Source organism: Pseudomonas sivasensis (assembly GCF_013778505.1).
Classification (GTDB): domain Bacteria; phylum Pseudomonadota; class Gammaproteobacteria; order Pseudomonadales; family Pseudomonadaceae; genus Aquipseudomonas; species Aquipseudomonas sivasensis.
Map to the genome: position 1 here is coordinate 159,632 of NZ_JAAOWU010000006.1, position 17,910 is coordinate 177,541.

Consider the following 17,910-nt stretch of genomic DNA (forward strand, 5'->3'; position numbering starts at 1 on the left):
CGACATGGATTGGGCTGCCATTTTTTCCCTGCAAATCGTGGGCGCCATCGCCACGCTGGTGCTGCTGAGCATTGGCCTGGCGGTGGTGTTCGGAATGATGAAAATCATCAACCTCGCCCACGGTGAATTCATGATGCTCGGCGGTTACGTCGCCGTGCTCGCCACCCACAACCTGCACGTACCGATCTGGATTTCGATCCTGGTGCTGGCGCCCTTGAGCGTGGGCCTGTTCGGCATGCTGGTTGAACGCCTGCTGGTGCGACACCTGTATGGCCGCATGATCGACACCATGCTCGCCACTTGGGGCCTGAGCCTGGCACTGACCGGCGCCGCCACCATGCTGTTCGGCAACACGACGGTGGGCATCAGCTCGCCGTTGCCAGGCATCACCGTGGGCGCTTATCAAACCAGCGGCTACGGCCTGTTTGTGATCGCCGTGGCGGTCGCCGTGCTGCTGGGCATGTGGGCGCTGCTGCGGTTTACCCACTTCGGCCTGTGCGCCCGCGCCACCATGCAAAACGCCAAGATGGCCGCTGCACTCGGGGCCAATCCGGGACGGATCTACAGCCTGACCTTTGGCCTGGGCGCGGCGCTCGCGGGCTTGGGCGGTGCCGTGCTGGCGCCGCTTACCGGGGTGATTCCCACCCTCGGCGCCAGCTACATCGCCAAGGCCTTCATCACCGTGATCGGCGGCGGCAGCGCAGTGATCACCGGCACCCTCACCGCCGCCGGTGGCTTCGGCGTGATCAGCCAGGTGGTGACGTTCTTCAGCACTCCGGTGTTTGGTGAAGTGGCGTTGCTGCTGGCGGCCATTGTGCTGATTCGCGTACTGCCCCAGGGCATTACCGGTCGATTCTTTCGGAGGGCGTTCTGATGCCTGTTGATACCCGCACCCTGTTACCGGTGCTCGGCTGCGTCGTGGCTGCGCTGCTGGTGGCGGTCCTGCCACAGTGGCTGGATCTGTTTACCCTGCTGTCCTTGACCATCTACTTGGTGATGGCGCTGCTGGCCCTGAGCCTGGCGTTTATCTGGGGCTTCGGCGGCATCCTGTGCTTTGGTCAGGCGGCGTTTTTTGGCCTGGGCGCCTATGCCTATGCCATCGGTGTGCTGAACATCGGCGACAGCACTTGGCCGGTGCTGCTGGCCATCGCAGTGCCCGCCCTGGTCGCCGCCGCCATGGGTTACTTCATGTTCTACGGCGGCATCAGCGACGTGTACCTGGGGGTGATTACGCTGGCGGTCACGCTGATTCTGTTCAACGTGATGAACTCCACCTCGGGCTCCGAATACCACATCGGCAGCGCACTGCTCGGCGGTTTCAACGGCATTCCGGCGATTCCCACCCTCAACATGCCGTTCAACCCTGAACGTGTGCTCGAACCGGAAACCCTGTTTCAGGTAATCGGCGCCGCGCTGATCCTCTGTTACCTGGGGCTGCGCGGGCTGCTCGCCAGCCGCTTCGGCAAAGTGGTGGTGGCCATTCGTGAGAACGAACAGCGCGCCGGTTTGCTGGGCTATGACACGCGCCTGCACAAGTTGATCGTGTTCAGCCTGGGTGGCGGCATCGCCGGGCTCGCGGGTTGCCTGTTCGCCAACTGGGGCGCGTTTGTCAGCCCAGGCGTGTTCGGATTGGCGCAATCGGCGCAGATCATCATCTGGGTCATCGTCGGTGGCCGTGGCACCTTGTTCGGGCCGATCCTGGCGTGCATCGGCATCCAGGCGCTGATGGCGCGCCTCGGTGAACAGCAGCATGTGGACAGCGGCTTTGTACTCGGCCTGATTCTGCTGGTGTTCGTCATGTTGCTGCCCCGTGGCTTGCTGCCGACCTTGACCGGTTGGGTAGCGCGTGTTTTCCAACGTCGCCCGCAACCGACACCTGCACAGGAGCGCGCACTATGAGCCTGTTGCAAACCCAAGGCCTGGGCGTCAGCTTCGGCGGCGTTCACGCGGTCAAAGCCGTGGATTTCACCCTCAAAAGCGGCGAACTGCGTTGCCTGATCGGCCCCAATGGCGCCGGCAAAAGCACCTTCTTCAAGATGCTCAGCGGCCAACTCAAACCCACGCGCGGCGTATGCCACTTCAAGGGCCAGCGCATTTCAGGGCTGGCGCCGCACCATGTCGCCCGGCTCGGCATCGGCATCAAAACCCAGGCCCCCAGCGTCTTCGACGGCCTGGATGTGCTGGAAAACCTGCGCTTGGCCGCCAGTCGCCGACAAGCGCCAAACGAAGCCCGCGCCACTGCCGAGCAGACCCTGGAACGCATCGGCCTGGTCGACTTGCGCGCACGCCTGGTGGGCGACCTGGCCCACGGCCAACGCCAATGGGTGGAGCTGGGCATGATCCTCGCCTCGCGCCCGGAGTTGGTATTACTGGACGAACCCGCCGCCGGCATGACGTACCAGGAAGTGCGCAAGACCGCCGCGCTGATCAAAGAAATCAACGCCCACAGCACCGTGGTGGTGGTCGAGCACGACATGGAGTTCATCCGCCTGATCGCAGGCACCGTCACCGTGTTCAACCAAGGCGCAATCCTCGCCCAAGGCAGCTTTGCCGAAGTGACCCAGGACCCGGCCGTGCGCGAAGCGTACTTGGGCAAGCAGGAGATCAAACATGCTTGAAGTCATCGGTCTATCCGCCGGTTATGGGCGTATTCCCGTGTTGCGTGACATCCGCTTGAGCTGTGCCGCCAACACCTGCGTCGGTGTACTGGGTCGCAATGGCATGGGCAAGACCACCCTGTTGCGCGCCTTAATGGGCGAAATCCCCGCCATGGCCGGCAGCCTGCATTTTGCCGGAGAAGACTTAAGCAAAGCCGCCGCCCACCAACGCGCCCGCGCCGGCATCGGCTATGTGCCCCAGGGCCGGCAGATATTCCCGTACCTGAGCGTGCGGGAAAACCTGCGCATGGGCTGCGTGAAGGACTTCGCCGCAGCCGACGCCACCATCGAACGCATCCTCGCGTACTTCCCGCGCCTGCACCGCTTGCTCGACCAGCCCGGTGGCGCGCTGTCCGGCGGAGAGCAACAACTGCTGGCCCTCGCACGCTGCCTGTGCGGCAACCCGAAAATCATCCTGCTGGACGAGCCCACCGAGGGCATCCAGCCATCGATCTGCGACGAAATCATTGAAACCCTGCAGCGCCTGCGTGTGGAACAGAATCTGGCGGTGATCCTGGTGGAACAGGACATCGAATTTCTCAGTGCCCTGTCCGACCGCATTCTGATCATCGAGAACGGCCAACTGGTGGACGAGGTCGACCCGGCTCACACCAGCGCCGAAGCCATCGCTGAGCGCTTCATGGGCTTTCATGCATAAGGAACCTGCCATGTCTATTCAACGCCCTACCCTGGCCGATCTCACCGAAGTCGGCCACAGCCTTGGCCTGCAAATGGCCGAGCCGCTGCTGCACGAATACGCGAACATTCTCGACGCCGTGTGGCAGGACTACGACCGCCTGGATGGCATCGCCAACCCGCCATTGCCCCCCCGTTACCCTCGCGGCCCTGGCCAGGTGCCGCAGCACAACCCTTACAACGCCTGGTACGTACGCACCGAGATTCAGGGGGCACCAACGGGCAAGTTGGCCGGCAAGCGCGTGGCGCTCAAGGATAATATCTGCCTGGCCGGCGTGCCGATGATGAACGGTGCATCGACCCTGCAGGGCTACGTGCCGGACATTGACGCCACTGTCGCGACACGTGTGTTGGACGCTGCCGGACAGATTCTGGGCAAGGCCCATTGCGAGTTCTTTTGTGTGTCGGGCAGCAGCCATACCAACGCCACCGGCGCAGTGCACAACCCGCGTAATCCGGGGCATTCCACCGGCGGTTCGTCGTCGGGCTGCGCGGCGCTGATCGCGGCCGGCGAAGTGGATCTGGGCATCGGCACTGACCAGGGCGGTTCGGTCCGCATTCCGGCGGCCTACTCCGGTATCTACGGCATGAAGCCGACCCATGGGTTGATCCCCTACACCGGGATCATGCCCATCGAGATGACCCTGGACCACGCCGGCATCATGAGTGCCAACCTCGCCGACAACGCGCTGCTCTTGGAAGTGCTGGCCGGCGCCGATGGCCTCGACCCCAGGCAGGACCGCGTCGTGCCGACCGAAGCTTATACACAGGCCCTCGGCAAAGGCTGCAAGGGCCTGCGGATCGGTGTGGTGCGCGAGGGCTTCGGGCATGCCAACTCCGAGGCCGATGTGGACGCGGCGGTGCGCCGTGCCGCTGCGTTGTTCGTAGACCTCGGGGCACGGGTGGAGGGCATCTCGATACCGCTGCACGCCCTGGGCCACGCCATCTGGACACCCATCGCGGTGGAAGGCACCACCCAATTGCTGCGCGGCTACAATTACGGCTCGAATTGGAAAGGCCTGTACGTAGAGAGCCTGATGAACGCACAGCAAGACTGGCAGACCCAGGCTGGGCAATTCCCGCACGACCTGAAAACCTGCCTGCTGGCCGGTGAATACGCGTACACCCGTTTTGGCGGCCAGTACTACGCCAAGGCTCAGAATGCTGCACGGCAATTACGTGCGGCCTACGACCAGCAATTGCAGGACTTCGATGTGCTGCTGATGCCCACCGTACCGCTCAAGGCGCCAACATTGCCGACAGCAGACGCCTCACCCAGCGAGTGGGTGCAACGGGCCCTGGAAATGAACGCGAACACCGCGCCCTTCGACGTTACCGGCCACCCTGCCCTGTCACTCCCGTGTGGGCTTGCCAGTGGCCTGCCAGTGGGCATGATGCTGGTGGCGCGGGACTACGACGAAGCCACGCTGTACCAGGTCGCGCACGCCTTTGAACAACATATCGACTGGGAAAGCCTGATTTCATGAGCGCCTCTGACTACAAAGTCGGCCTGCTGTTTTCCGAGAGCAGCCTTACCGCTGCCTCGGAAACCACCCAGGCCAATGCCACCCACCTGGCGATCGCCGAGGTCAACGACGCCGGCGGCATCCACGGACGACCACTGGTGCCAGTGGACGGCCATCCCGGCGCGGAACCGTCGGACTACCGCGACAGCGCCCTGCGCCTGTGTGACGAGCACCAGGTGCAGGTGTTGTTCGGCACCCACATGTCGAGCACCCGCAAAGTGGTGTTGCCGGTGGTCGAGAGCCGCCGCCGACTGCTGTTCTACCCGACCCTCTACGAAGGGTTTGAATACTCACCCTGGTGTTACTACACCGGTTCCGCACCGAACCAGAACTCAGTCCAACTGGCGCAGTACGTACTGGCGCATTTCGGCAACCGCGTGCTGTTTGTCGGTGGCTCCTACGTGTACCCGTTCGAGTCCAACCGCATCATGCGCGAACTGTTCGAACAGGCCGGTGGCGAAGTGGTGGACGAGATCTACTTGCCGTTCCACGCCACCGCCGAGGACTTCGAACGGGTGATGCAACGGGCGCGGGCCACGGCACCGGATGCGATCTACTCGACCATCGTCGGCAGCGATATTCCGGCCCTGCACCGCGCGTACCGACAGGCCGGTTTCGACCCGGCGTGCATGCCCATCGTCAGCCTCGCGACCAACGAGGTCGACGTGTTGCACATGAGCGATGAAGAGGCCGAGGGGCATGTGTCGGCGGCGCCGTGGTTCTCCAGCCTGGCGACGCCTGCCAGCCAGGCGTTCGTCGCACGTTACCGAGCGCGCTTCGGTGACACGGCGCCGCTGACGGCGGGCGGTGAGGCGGCCTACTTCCAGGTGCATCTGTTCGCCGAGGCAGCGCGGCGGGCCGAGGGTTCGTCCATCGAAGCGCTGCGCAAGGCCTTGGCCGGTGCGCAGCTCGACGCGCCCCAGGGCCGCGTGCAGATCGACCCGGACACCCAGCACACTTGGCTGTGGCCTCGTATTGCGCGTCTCGACCACCAACGCCGTTTCGAGCTGGTGGTGCAGAGCGAGCAGCCGGTGAAACCCAGCCCTTACATGGTCGATTACCAGCTGGATGTGCAGCCATGAACAGTGGGAGTGCGAGATGACCCAGGCACCTTCGCTGTTGCGCGAACTCAAGGGCCTGCGCGTGCTGGTGATTCACCCGGTAGATGCCGAGGCCCGCGTGGTGCTGGACCAGTTGCAGCGCATCGGTTGCATCGTTGAGCAATGCTGGCCGGTGCCTGCGCATTTGCCGGAGCACACCGATGTGGTCCTGCTCGCCGTGGAACTCAGCCAGCGCCTGAATACCCAGGCGCTGGTGGAAGGTTTGAGCGAACAGGCCCCGCCGATCATTGCCGTGGTGGGCTATGAAAACCCGTCGATGTTGCAACTGGTGCTGGAAACCCAGCCGGCAGCCGTGATCGAGCGCCCACTGCGACCCTTCGGCTTGTTAACCCAATTACTGATGGCCCGCGCTGCCTGGCGTGCGCGCATCGACATGCTGGCGCAACTGCGCAAATTACAGACCCGTCAACCGGCGGTGTCGAAGATCTCCATGGCCAAGGCCCTGCTCATGGCCCGCCATCGCATCGGCGAAAACGACGCTCACCGGCGCCTGCAACGCGATGCCATGGCCAGCCGCACCAGCATGGAAGCGGTGGCCCAGACGATCATCGATGCCGGCCTGCCCCCTCAATCAGAATAAGCAGAGGTTATTCATGCAAGCATTCAACTTCAGCACCACCGCGCACCTGATCTGCGCCAGCGGCGCCGCCGACCAATTGGCCGAACAGTGCGCCGCCCGTGGTGCACGCAACGTATTACTGGTCACCGACGCAGGCATCCTGCGCCACAACCTGCTGGATTCAGTCTTGCCCGGTTTCACCGCTGCGGGGATCAACCTGCAGGTGTACAGCGACGTCCTCGCCGACCCGGCCGAAGAGCTGGTGCTGGCGGCCACTGAACAAGCACGTGCAATCGGTGCCGACCTGATCGTCGGCTTCGGCGGCGGCAGCTCCATGGACACCGCCAAGCTGGTCGCCTACCTGGCACACCCCGAGCAACGCCAGACCTTGAGCGACATCTACGGCGTCAACCAGGCCAACGGCGCGCGTCTGCCGTTGATCCAGGTGCCGACCACGGCCGGGACCGGTTCTGAAGTCACGCCGATTTCCATCGTCACTACCGCCACTGGTAAATCCGGCGTGGTGTCCCAGCAACTGCTGCCGGACCTGGCGATCCTTGACGCACAACTGACCGTCGGCCTGCCCGGCCCGGTCACCGCTGCCACCGGCATCGACGCGATGGTGCACGCCATCGAGGCCTACACCAGCAAGTTGCGTAAAAACCCGATCTCGGACCTGCTGGCCCGTGAAGCCCTGCGCCTGCTCAGCGCCAACCTTGAGCAAGCCGTGCGCGCGCCGCAGGACCTTGAAGCGCGCCAGGCCATGCTGCTGGGCGCTTGCCTGGCCGGCCAGGCTTTCGCCAACGCGCCGGTCGCGGCGGTGCATGCATTGGCTTACCCGCTGGGCATCACATTCCACCTGCCCCACGGGCTGTCCAACGCACTGGTTCTCAACCCGGTGCTGACCTTCAATCTGTCCCACGCCCATGCGCTCTACGCCGAACTGGCGCCGTGCGTACTGGGTGAGCGTCTGCTGCCAGGAGATGGCGCCGCACAACTGATTGAAGAATTGCGCAGGATTCACGAAGCGGTCGGGCTGCCTTTGCGCTTGAGAGACGCCGGAGTCACTTTGGAAAGCCTGCCGGAGCTGGCCCGCAGTGCGATGCAACAACAGCGACTGCTGGTGAACAATCCACGGCCCGTGCTTGAGGAGGACGCGTTGGCGATTTATACCGCAGCCTATTGAAAATCTGGCGTGGCAACTTCGCCAATCTGGACCTCGGGCTGGACTTCAACCTGGGCCGATCCTGGCAAATGGGCGTCTCCTACAAGACCGCTCTGGGTAGCGACGAACGAAACGACACCTTCCGCATCGGCGTGGATGGCAAGTTCTGACGCGCTTACTGGTGATAGCAGTGGGTCAGTCAATGCAACAGTGACTGACCCACTGTAAGGGCGGAGCCCTAGGCCGCCGTTACCGCAGCAACGGATATGTACCCAACCCGCCTACACCCTCCCCCCAATCAACACAACCATTCCCCCCCACTGCCTGACCCTGATCGGCAAACTCTGTTCCAGCGCCTCCAACGTCTGCTGCGCATCATCCAACGGAAACCGCCCTGTCACCCGCAACCCCGCCACTGCCGAGTCCAGCCGTACGATGCCATTGCGGTAGGGCCGAATCGCATCCACCACGCTCGCCAATGTCTGATTACGCACCACCAACCAACCCTCCAACCAAGCGGTCTCACTGGTCGCCATCGGCACCTGAGTGAGAATCCGCTGATGATCAAACACCGTGCTCTGATGCATCGCCACGCGCTGCTGCGTACCGCCTTCGAGATGCAACACCACATCGCTATCGAGGGTGACCAGACGCAAGGCCGCACCCTGCTCGCTCAGCATCAAGCGACCGCTGGCGCCAGTGATACGTCCGGCACGGCTACTGACCTGCAACGGGCGCGAGGCATTCACTAATATCTCGCCTGCACGCAGCTCCAGGCTGGGCTGCCCGTTGGCGAGCGTCGCGATCACCTGGCTGCGGGCATTGAGTTTGAGCGTCGAACCGTCGGGCAACTGCCAGGTACGTCGCTCGCCCGTGCCGGTGGCGTATGACTGCCCGCCCGGTTCAAAGCGCGTGACCCAACCCACACCCGCCGCCAGCCCCAGCGCACACAAGCTGGTGCGCAGGAACGCGCGGCGACTGTTGGGCTGTTCCAGGCTGCGCAACAGTTGCGAGCTGGAGCGTCCGCGCCACGGCGAAGCCTTGAGTTGATCCAGCCCTGCGATCAGTTGCGCGTAGACCTGACGATGATGGGCCGAAGTGCCACGCCACACCTCCAGCGCCGCTTGCTGTTCGACACTGAAATCTCCGGACTGGATCTGCACCAGCCAACCAATGGCCTCCTCGGCCACCGGGTCGTTCAACGCTCGTTTGCTCACTCGTTCAACCCTAGGTAACAGGCGCGCAGGGCCTGGGTCATCAATTGGTGGATGCGCCCCAGCGACAGGCCGAGCCGTTCACTGATCTGCGCGTAGGTCATGCCGTCCAACTGGCTGTGCACGAACACCGCCTTGGCTTGCCCTGAAAGGCCATCCAGCAGCCGGTCGATGGCCAGCAGGCTTTCGATCAGGATCAACTGTTCCTGGGGCGACGGGTGAACGTGTTCAGGCACTTCGGCGAGGATTTGCAGGTAGGCTTTTTCCAGATCGCGACGGCGCCAGCCCTCATACATCAGGCGCTGGGCGATGGTGGTGAGCAGCGCGCGCGGTTCGCGAATGGCCGTGGGATCGGGCAGCATCCACACCTTGAGGAAGGTCTCGGCGGCGATGTCCTCGGCGCTGTGGCTGCTACCGGTGCGGTACGACAAGCGCGCGCACAACCAGCTGTAGTGCTGTTGGAAAATCTGGCCGATGAGGCGGCTCTTGAGCAAGGCATTCGGGTCCATAGGTCCATAGTCTTCATGGACTGCACACGCCAGCGGACAAGTGGTGGTGGGCCTGTCGGTTTGAGGTAGACCTGCATCCAGGCAGGTGAGTCCAGTTTGCCCCAGCGGGCATCACCGGATAAAAGAATAAAAACATCCAATAAGCTGCATTTTCTGCATAACCCTTGGCACCCCTGCAGGCACGCAAAAGCACCGCCTGCGAGCGCCGCAGGCGGTGTGGTGAGTCACTCAGTTAGCGGCTAATTGCGCCTCCGTACGCTCCTGTTCACGCAGCGGGCGCACCAGCCAGGCGACCACTGCGGTCAGCACCAGCAGGATCGCGGCCAACACCCAGAGCACGCCGTGGAACGCACTGTCATAGCCGCCGATAAACAGGCTGTGCACCGTGCCGGCCTGTTCCGTACTCAGGGCTTGCAACGACCCGGTGAGATTGCCGGCGGCCACGTCATCGATCCAGCGTTGCAGGGTCGAGGGATCGGGCGCCAGGCGGCTCAAGGTTGTGCGCAATTGGCTGTCCAGCAAGGTGGCCAGCAACGAACCATACAACGCCACAGCAATCGCCTCGCTGCCCAGGCGGAAGGTGTTAAGCAAACCGGCAGCCATCCCGGCTTTTTGCTCGGGCACGGTCTTGAGCGCCAGACCATCCACCAGCCCGGCCGACAATCCCATGCCAATGCCCACCAGCAGTAACGGCACTGCCAGTTGCCACAACGCCACGCCAACCTGGCTGACCAGCGCCAACGACACGACGCCCACCAGCAACGCAATTAGGCTGACCTTGAGAATGCCGATCGCCGACACCCCACGCGCCGCCCACTTGCCGGCCAGAATCGGGCAGAACAGCATTGGCACCGTCAGCAGCAACATCGCCAGGCCTGCGTGGGTCGCGCTCAATTGCAGTACGCCGAACAAGTAGCTCGGCAAGTACGTCAGCAGCGTCACAAAGCCAAACGATGCCGCCACAGTGACCAACGCCAGGCCGACAAAAGGCCCGCTTGCCAGCAGCGACAGGTCCAGCATCGGCTGGCGATGGCGGCGCTCCTGCCAGGTAAATACCGCCAGCAACACCGCCGCGACCGCGACCAGGCCCAGCACGCCCGGGCTGCTCCAGCCCCACTGCGAGCCCTGCACGATGGCAACCATCAGCGCCAACAAGGCCAACACAAATAACGTCGCGCCCGGCACATCAAAGCGTGCAGTGCGTTCTGCCAGTTCGCCGTCCCGCGTGATCAAAGGGGTGCCCAACAGCACAATGACCAAGGTGACTGCGTGCGCCCAGAAAATCGCGCGCCAGCCGACGCTGTCCAGCAGTAAGCCGGACAAGGTCGGCCCCAGGCTCACACCCAGCCCCGCAACGGTGCCGAACAAGGCAAATGCACGTAACCGCGCCGGCCCACTGAAGTGGGTGGAGAGGATGGCAATGCCGCACGAGAAAATCGCCGCCGCACCAATCCCCGCCAGCCCCCGTGCCGCGTCCAGCAACCACGCGCTGTCGGCCACCGCAGACAGCACCGAGGCCACCACATACAGCGACGCACCGGCGACAAAACAGCGCTTGCGCCCGAGCCGATCAGCCAGCGCGCCCCAGGCCAGGGTGAAGCAGGCAAACGCCAGGTTGAAGGCGTTGACCACCCATTGCAGGCTGGTCAACGGCGCCTGGATATCGGCGCCGATGGCCGGCAACGCGAGGGCCGTGCCGGAGATGGAGCTGGGCACAACGAAGATCGCCAGCAGGATGATCGAGAGTAGAGCCGTGTCGGCAAACGAGTTTTTCATGGGTCCTTCCAGGGTCAGGTTGAAGTGAAACCGTGCACCGGCAAACGCACCGGTCGGCGCAGGATGATGCCGTCGACCCAGGGCACCTGGTCCGCCGGCACCGCCAGGCGCAAGTTGGGAAAGCGCTGCACCAGAATCTGCAACACCGTGGTGATTTCCAGGCGCGCGAGGGCCGCGCCCATGCAGTTGTGCATGCCGTAGCCGAACTGCAAATGCCGCGCGTCGTTACGGTCCAAGCGAATCGCCAAGGGTTCAGGAAACACCGCTGGGTCACGGTTGGCTGCGAATGCATCGGCGTAGATGATGCTGCCCTCTGGGATCAACCCCCACGGCCCGTCAAGGTCGACACTGGCCAGGCGCGGGAAGGTCGAGATGGTGCCCAGGGGGATCACGCGCAGCAGCTCTTCGACAGCATTCGGGATCAGCGCAGGGTCGTCCACCAACTGCTGCCACAGCTCGGGCGCGGCCAACAGGGTGTACACCGCCTTGGTGAGCACGGTAAGAATGTTCTGGTCGCCGCCGATCAGCACGCCGAGCAGGATGCCCACCAACTCCTTGTCGTTGAGTGGCGGTTCACTGTCGTTGCGGGTGGCGACGAAACGCTGGATCAGCCCATCGGGATAGGTAGGGCGCGCGCCCGTCACCAGGTCGGTGAGGTAGTTGTAGACGCCCCAGAATTGGTTCAGCAGCTCCGGCACATCTGCATCCGACGCGACCTGCACCGTATGGCTGAGCGGCCGATAGTATTCACGGTCACTCAGGGGGATGCCGAGGAGTTGGCAGTCCACCGTCGCAGGAATGTGATCAAGCACCTGGGCAAACAGGTCTGCACCGGGGGCCTGGCGCTGTAATACATCCAGGCGCTCATGGGTCGCCTGCTGCACTTTTTCCGCCAGCAACGCCACCCCACTGGGGCTGAAATCCCGCGCGACCACTTTACGCAGGCGGCCGTGATCGGGAATGTCGTTGTTAAGCAGTAACTCTGGCGGCGTGATGGTGGGCAGAAAACTCGCACCGTCTTCTTCGTTGCACGGAGCGCGAATGGCGCGGTTGTCCAGCAGCAACGCCTGCACGTGTTCATAGCGGGTCAGGTGATACGCCAAGTGGCCGCTGGGCAAGAGGATCCTGGGCAAGCCATTGGCGGGGCTGGCGGGTTGATAGGCTGGCGGCGCATCCAGGTTGGGGATGCGCGCCACGGTGACTGGCGGGGTGGTGACGACGGCGATATTCATCAGGCAGGCTCCCCGACAGGTTGCAACAGGTTCACACCGGTCAGGCGCTGCAACTGGGTAAGGGCCTGGTGGTTGTCGATAAAGTGCAGCACTTGCCAGCCCAGCGCGACGGCGGCGTCGATGTTTTCGGCCACGTCATCGATCAACAAACTGTCAGCCGCGCTGACGCCTGAACGTGCGGTGGCGACCTCGAAGAACGCCGCTTCCGGCTTGCGGGTGCCTTCCCGGCTTGAATCTACGATCAGGTCGACCACCTCGTCCAAACCCACCATCGCCCGCCAGTGCTGCTCCCACTCCACCACGTTGTTGGTGAGGATGCCCACACGCAAGCCAGCACGCTTGAGCGCACGCACCGCGGCCACCAACGGCGCATTGGCCGGCACTCCGGCGAACCAATGCTCGCCAAAGGTTTGCAGGCGCGCACGGGACAAATCAATCTGCGGGTCGCGGCGCCGCAATGCCAATTCCAGGCGTTGGCCCCACTCCTTTTCGGTGAGCAAAGCGCTCTCCACCGGCGCCAGCATCGGCACGCCCAGTTCCTCGGCCACATCACTCATGGCCTGTTGCAGCACGCGCGGGGCCAAGCCGGTCTTGACCTGATACTGCTCGAACAACGCGGGGATCGGCGGCGACAGCACGCCCCCGAAATCGAACCAGATAAACTTCAAATCGCTCATCGCACACCCCCCGCAACCAAGGCCAACGGCTGGCTGGCCGCCACGGGCAACAACTCAAGCTCGGCTGTGGCAATCACCACGCCGCCCTGCTCCACGTCCAGGGCCAGAGTGATGCGCCCGTGTTCATCGATTGCCAGGGCATTGAGATCGGCACGCACCCGTGTCGGCAAACCGAACTCGCCGAAGCGGGTGAACACCACATGGCAACTGGACAACAGCCACTGATCAGGGGCGGCCTGCAATTGCCGATCCGCCACCACCAAGGCCGCTTGCCGGAAACCTTCGAGCAGCAGCATGCCGGGGATATGGTCGAGGGGATGGTCGAAGATCGCCGGGTTGTTAAGGTCCACAATCAGCGGCGCCACCAGGCGGTCGGCGCCCTGCTCCACGTCCTTGCCCAGCACCACGTTGTTCAGCCAATGGCGCCCTACCGCCGACGGGCTCAACGGTGGCGGCAGTTGCGCCAACGGGTCCGCGTCGGCGGGAATCGCCGCCAGGCCACGGGCGCGCATCTTGTTCCACGAAGCGCCGCTCATCCAACGGATGCTCATGCGCTCATGCCGTGCGGCGACTTCGCCATTGATGCTCAGGGACATGTTCAGGGTCACGCCACTGCGCTCGCCATGGCGCAGGTATTCGTCCACCACAAACACATCGATCTGTGCCGACGCCGGGCGATCCCCCACCACCAGCAAACTGCGCTCGGTGACGCGAGTGACACTGTCCAGGTAAATAAACTTGTCCTGGGCACTCACATCCAAGAACGCATGAGAGATATAGATCGACGCCTGGCGGAACACTTCCAGCAATAACAACATGTCGTAGTGTGCCGAACGATGCGTATGTTCACTGAAGTAACTGTGGGTACGCGGTAGTTGGGCGCTGCAGCGGAAGTGACCCTCTTTTACCAACTCCGCGCCCGTCAGGAAGACTTCGCTGACAGCAGCACGGTGCACCATGCTACGCGGCACAGTGTTTTCGCAATGGATCGCCGGCGCTGGGCTGGCTGGATTTAGAACGGACAATTCAGACATGGGCATCTGTCTCCTGATGAGCTTTTCCGTAAGCGTGCAGACCGCTGTACAAGTCCATGACTTGTGAGCTTTGCGCGGACAACCCGATCTGGCTGTCAGTACCCTTGTGCAGATACTCCCTTATATTTTCACTGCACACTTAGATCAGTTTGATCGAAGCTTATAAGCGCAACTAAATGATCTAGAGACCGAACTAAGTGTTCTAACTTAGCAGTGAAAAAAAGCCCACGAAGTTGCTCAAGGTCGTAAAGAACATCACGACCCGGAGCAGATTGGCATGTTGAAAACAGGATTCACCCTGGCGCCCCTGGCGTGCGCATTGGCCCTGGGCGGCCTGGCGCTGCCAAGCCTGGTGCTGGCGCAAAACGATGCGGCCGCCGTACACAAGGTCATTGAGTTCAATATTCCCGCCGGGCCCCTGGATGAAGTGCTGCTGAGCATTTCCCAGCAAAGCGGCCATTCCATCGCTTTTGATCCGCCGCTGGTTGAAGGCCGCGCAAGTCGTTCGATCCAGGGCCGCTTGAGCCAGGAGCAGGCGCTGGGGATCGCCTTGAGTGGTTCACAACTGGGCTTCAGCCAGACCGCCAGTGGCGCCGTGTTGATCCATCGCCTGACGGACACCAGTACACCTGCAGCCGCGATCAGCAGCGAACCGGCCGCGCCACGCCTTAAGTCGGTTGAAGTGATCGGCACCCGCCGTAGCGATGTCACCGCCCTGCAAAGTGCGGCACCGGTGGATGTGATCAGCAACGAACAACTGGAGCGCAGCGGCACCGATAACCTGGCTAAGGCCCTGGAAACCCTGGTGCCGTCAGTGAACTACCCGCAAGTCAACGGCACCGATGGCGTGTCGTCGCAGCGGCCGGTGTCGCTGCGCGGCTTGGCGTCTGATCAAGTGCTGGTGCTGGTCAATGGCAAGCGTCGACACGCCTCGGCATTCGTCAACACCAAGGCCACCTTGGGCCGGGGTTCCCAGGCGGTGGACTTGTCGACGATTCCAGTCAGCGCCGTCGACCATATCGAAGTGCTGCGCGATGGCGCCTCGGCCCAATACGGCTCCGACGCAATTGCCGGGGTGATCAATATCGTGCTCAAGGAGCAGGATCACGGCGGCGCGGTGCAAAGCACCTTTGGCCAATACACCAAGGGCGATGGTTTTCGCCGCTCGGTCGGTGGCTGGACCGGTTTCACCTTGCCCGGCGACGGCTTCCTCACCCTCAGCGGCGAGGGCCTGCGCAGCGAGCGCACTTCCACCGGCGGCACCGATGGCCGGCAGTTCTACCCAACTGCAGATGCCCGCGAAGCGGATGCCGACCGTCATTGGCGCTACGGTTCTCCGGGGCTTGAGGATTGGAACCTGGCGCTCAACACCGGCCTGTCACTCAACGATGCGGTCGACCTCTATGGTTTCGCCACTTACCAGGACCGCACCGGTGAATCCCAGGCCACCTTTCGCCGGCCTATCGACGCCAACAACCTGGTGGCCGTGTACCCCAACGGATTCCTGCCCCTGCTCGATGTACGTTCGCGGGATGCGTCGGTCACTGGCGGGGTGAAACTCCGCGATGACAGCCTGGGCAGCTTCGATCTCAGCGCCAACTACGGCCGCAATCGCATCGACTACCACCTCAGTGATTCGCTTAACGCCAGCCTCGGACCTGCCAGTCCCACCAGCTTCAACGCCGGCGCGTTGATCAACGAGCAAACCAACGTCGGTCTGGACCATGTGAAGGAATTCAAGGTGAGCTGGGGCGCGGGTCCACTGGTGTTTTCCAGTGGCCTGGCGTGGCGTAACGAAGCCTATGAAGTGATCGCCGGCGACCTTGCATCCTGGACCCATGGCACGGCCCTGCCCACCCGTGCCGGCGGCGCCCAGGGTTTTCCCGGCACCCAGGACAGTGACGAAGGCCGTTATGCACGCCATGTGTTCGGCGGCTACCTGGGCCTGGAGCAGCAGGTCACCGACAAACTGCAACTGGGCCTGGCCGGGCGCAGCGAGCACTACGATGATTTTGGCACCACGACCACCGGCAAGTTTTCCGTACGCTACGACCTCACCCCGCAGTGGGGCCTGCGCTCGACGGTAAGCAGCGGTTACCGCGCGCCGACGTTGGGTCAGATCGGCACCTCGGCGACCCAGACCGAATTCAAGGCCGGCGACCCCACGGCCTATCAGGTCGGCACCGTCAGCGTGAACACGCCGGTAGCCCGGGCGTTGGGCGCCAGTGACCTGAAGCCGGAAAAATCCACCAGCCTGTCCCTCGGTGTGGTGTGGCAGCCGCTGGAGCGCGCGAGCGTCAGCGTCGACGCGTATCACATACGCATTCAGGACCGTATCGCCCTGTCGGAAACCCTCAGTGGCACCCAGGTCAGCCAGATCCTCGCCAGCCAAGGCTATGGCAACTACTCCGGCGTGAGCTTTTTCACCAACGCCCTGGACACCAAGACCAGCGGCGTCGATGTGGCCGCCCACTATCGTCTGGACCTGGACGACGCCAGCCAACTGACCCTCAACGGCGCGTTCAACTACAGCAAGACCCAGGTCACCGATATCAAAGACAACCCCGGCCCCCTCGCCGGCACCGGCATCACGTTGATCAACCGCGAAGCCCTCAGCTACGTGGAAAGTGCCTCGCCCAATACCAAGCTGATCCTGGGGGCCGACTGGCGTAAAGGCGCGTGGCAGGCGAGTTTCAACACGATCCGCTATGGCACCTACACCCTCGATTCCAACCTCGGCGAAGCCCGCGACCAGACGTTTTCCGCGCAGTGGGTGAGCAATGCCAGCGTGTCCTACGACATCAGCCAGGCCCTCACCCTGACCCTGGGCGGCAACAATATTTTTGACAGCTACCCCGACAAGATCGACGTGGCCAACCGCTTTGTCGGTGGGCGCGTGGCCTACCAGAGCATCTCCCCGGCCGGTGCCGAAGGCGCCTTCTACTACGTGAAAGCCGACTACCGCTTCTGACCCTCATTAAGGAGTTCCCATGAGCTTTGATCCTGTGCGTTTTACCCAAGAGTTCGAGCATGACTTTGCACTGGCCAAGCAGTTGCTGATCAAGCATCAGGTGCTGTCGGGCAATGAGGCGGGAAATATCAGCCTGCGTGTTCCCGGCGAAGAGCGGCTGGTGATTGCCTCGTTGAGCGGGGCTGACAGCGGTGTGGCGGCGATTGTGGATTTCGAGTTGCAGCGCAGCCAGGGCAGCCTGACTGACAACCTCAAAGAGGTGGCGGCACTGCATGTGGCGATTTATCGCGAGCGGGGCCAGGTGAATGCGGTGATTCATACGCACTCGCCGTATCTGACGGCGTTTGCGATTGCGGGCCGGCCGTTACGGGCCCATGCCTCTCAGTTGTTGGGGATTCTGGATGAGGACCAGGAGGTGCCACTGACGGCGTGGTGGCCGCGGTATGCGCCGGAGCCGGTGGTGGCGGCGTTGCGCGAGCATCCGCGGGCGCCGGCGGCGTTGCTGGCTAATCATGGTCCGTTTGCCTGGTCCGAGCGGGGGGTGTTGGCGGTTACGCGGTTGTTGATCAATTTGGAGGAGGCGGCGTATTTGACGTTTTTGGCGCAGCAGCTCGGTACTCCGCAGCCGTTTCCCAGTGGCGCGGCGCAGCGGTCGCGGTTGGGGTGGAGTGCGACATGAGCGGTGTTGCGACTGACACGGCACGGTCTGGATTTGGGAGGGGTGGTGCGACGATTCGACTGGCTTTCGGTCGTGGGTTATCGGTGTGCATATC

17 protein-coding genes are annotated in these 17,910 nt (G+C 63.1%); 11 read left to right on the forward strand and 6 right to left on the reverse strand.

Translation table 11 applies throughout. From position 1 onward, the window contains the following. Window positions 1–4: 4 nt before the first annotated feature. From G9Q84_RS13255 to G9Q84_RS13295, 9 genes are read left to right on the forward strand one after another with little or no spacing between them, the layout of a single operon-like run. Window positions 5–874 carry an ABC transporter permease subunit gene (locus G9Q84_RS13255; protein ID WP_032885732.1) on the forward strand — a complete coding sequence of 290 codons (870 nt, stop codon included), beginning with the start codon at window positions 5–7 and terminating at the stop codon, window positions 872–874. After that, a complete protein-coding gene (locus G9Q84_RS13260; protein ID WP_032885733.1) occupies window positions 874–1,899 on the forward strand; it encodes an ABC transporter permease subunit in 1,026 nt (341 codons plus the stop codon). Before G9Q84_RS13255 ends, G9Q84_RS13260 begins: the two co-directional genes overlap by 1 nt. Beyond that, entirely contained in the window at window positions 1,896–2,618 is a 723-nt protein-coding gene (locus G9Q84_RS13265; RefSeq protein ID WP_181643490.1) for an ATP-binding cassette domain-containing protein, read from the forward strand. Before G9Q84_RS13260 ends, G9Q84_RS13265 begins: the two co-directional genes overlap by 4 nt. Further along, a complete protein-coding gene (locus G9Q84_RS13270) occupies window positions 2,611–3,315 on the forward strand; it encodes an ABC transporter ATP-binding protein (RefSeq protein ID WP_095184701.1) in 705 nt (234 codons plus the stop codon). The genes G9Q84_RS13265 and G9Q84_RS13270 overlap by 8 nt, the downstream gene beginning before the upstream one ends. A gap of 10 nt (window positions 3,316–3,325) precedes the next feature. Next, window positions 3,326–4,840, forward strand: a complete 1,515-nt coding sequence (locus tag G9Q84_RS13275) for an amidase (protein ID WP_181643491.1) — start codon at window positions 3,326–3,328, stop codon at window positions 4,838–4,840. Continuing rightward, on the forward strand, window positions 4,837–5,961 hold the full coding sequence (locus G9Q84_RS13280; protein ID WP_181643492.1) for a transporter substrate-binding domain-containing protein: 1,125 nt from the start codon (window positions 4,837–4,839) through the stop codon (window positions 5,959–5,961). Before G9Q84_RS13275 ends, G9Q84_RS13280 begins: the two co-directional genes overlap by 4 nt. Before the next feature lie 16 nt (window positions 5,962–5,977). Then, window positions 5,978–6,580: an ANTAR domain-containing response regulator gene (locus tag G9Q84_RS13285; RefSeq protein ID WP_095184698.1), complete on the forward strand. Its 603-nt coding sequence runs from the start codon at window positions 5,978–5,980 to the stop codon at window positions 6,578–6,580. Between the two features lie 13 nt (window positions 6,581–6,593). After that, window positions 6,594–7,745: an iron-containing alcohol dehydrogenase gene (locus G9Q84_RS13290; protein WP_181643493.1), complete on the forward strand. Its 1,152-nt coding sequence runs from the start codon at window positions 6,594–6,596 to the stop codon at window positions 7,743–7,745. Beyond that, complete coding sequence (locus G9Q84_RS13295; RefSeq protein WP_155989950.1) at window positions 7,742–7,894, forward strand: hypothetical protein; 153 nt, start codon at window positions 7,742–7,744, stop codon at window positions 7,892–7,894. The genes G9Q84_RS13290 and G9Q84_RS13295 overlap by 4 nt, the downstream gene beginning before the upstream one ends. Window positions 7,895–8,005: 111 nt before the next feature. On the opposite strand, the gene G9Q84_RS13300 is transcribed toward G9Q84_RS13295, so the two are convergent. The 6 genes from G9Q84_RS13300 to G9Q84_RS13325 form a co-directional block, all read right to left on the reverse strand. Further along, window positions 8,006–8,941: a FecR family protein gene (locus G9Q84_RS13300; RefSeq protein ID WP_181643494.1), complete on the reverse strand. Its 936-nt coding sequence runs from the start codon at window positions 8,939–8,941 to the stop codon at window positions 8,006–8,008. Continuing rightward, entirely contained in the window at window positions 8,938–9,447 is a 510-nt protein-coding gene (locus G9Q84_RS13305) for a sigma-70 family RNA polymerase sigma factor (protein ID WP_181643495.1), read from the reverse strand. The genes G9Q84_RS13300 and G9Q84_RS13305 overlap by 4 nt, the downstream gene beginning before the upstream one ends. A gap of 228 nt (window positions 9,448–9,675) precedes the next feature. After that, window positions 9,676–11,223, reverse strand: a complete 1,548-nt coding sequence (locus G9Q84_RS13310; RefSeq protein WP_122680944.1) for an MFS transporter — start codon at window positions 11,221–11,223, stop codon at window positions 9,676–9,678. A 14-nt stretch (window positions 11,224–11,237) separates the two neighbouring features. Beyond that, the gene (locus tag G9Q84_RS13315; protein WP_095184694.1) at window positions 11,238–12,455 is read right to left on the reverse strand and encodes a cytochrome P450; all 1,218 of its coding nucleotides are present in this window, start codon (window positions 12,453–12,455) and stop codon (window positions 11,238–11,240) included. Beyond that, entirely contained in the window at window positions 12,455–13,132 is a 678-nt protein-coding gene (locus G9Q84_RS13320; RefSeq protein ID WP_181643496.1) for an HAD family hydrolase, read from the reverse strand. Before G9Q84_RS13320 ends, G9Q84_RS13315 begins: the two co-directional genes overlap by 1 nt. Continuing rightward, the gene (locus G9Q84_RS13325; protein WP_181643497.1) at window positions 13,129–14,166 is read right to left on the reverse strand and encodes a ScbA/BarX family gamma-butyrolactone biosynthesis protein; all 1,038 of its coding nucleotides are present in this window, start codon (window positions 14,164–14,166) and stop codon (window positions 13,129–13,131) included. Before G9Q84_RS13325 ends, G9Q84_RS13320 begins: the two co-directional genes overlap by 4 nt. A 277-nt stretch (window positions 14,167–14,443) precedes the next feature. Here G9Q84_RS13325 and G9Q84_RS13330 point away from each other — a divergent pair, with 277 nt between their 5' ends. Then, window positions 14,444–17,137 (forward strand): TonB-dependent receptor, encoded by a 2,694-nt coding sequence (locus G9Q84_RS13330; protein WP_181643498.1) that lies wholly within the window; start codon window positions 14,444–14,446, stop codon window positions 17,135–17,137. Window positions 17,138–17,156: 19 nt separating this feature from the next. Then, window positions 17,157–17,816, forward strand: a complete 660-nt coding sequence (locus G9Q84_RS13335) for a class II aldolase/adducin family protein (protein WP_181643499.1) — start codon at window positions 17,157–17,159, stop codon at window positions 17,814–17,816. Window positions 17,817–17,910: the final 94 nt, after the last annotated feature.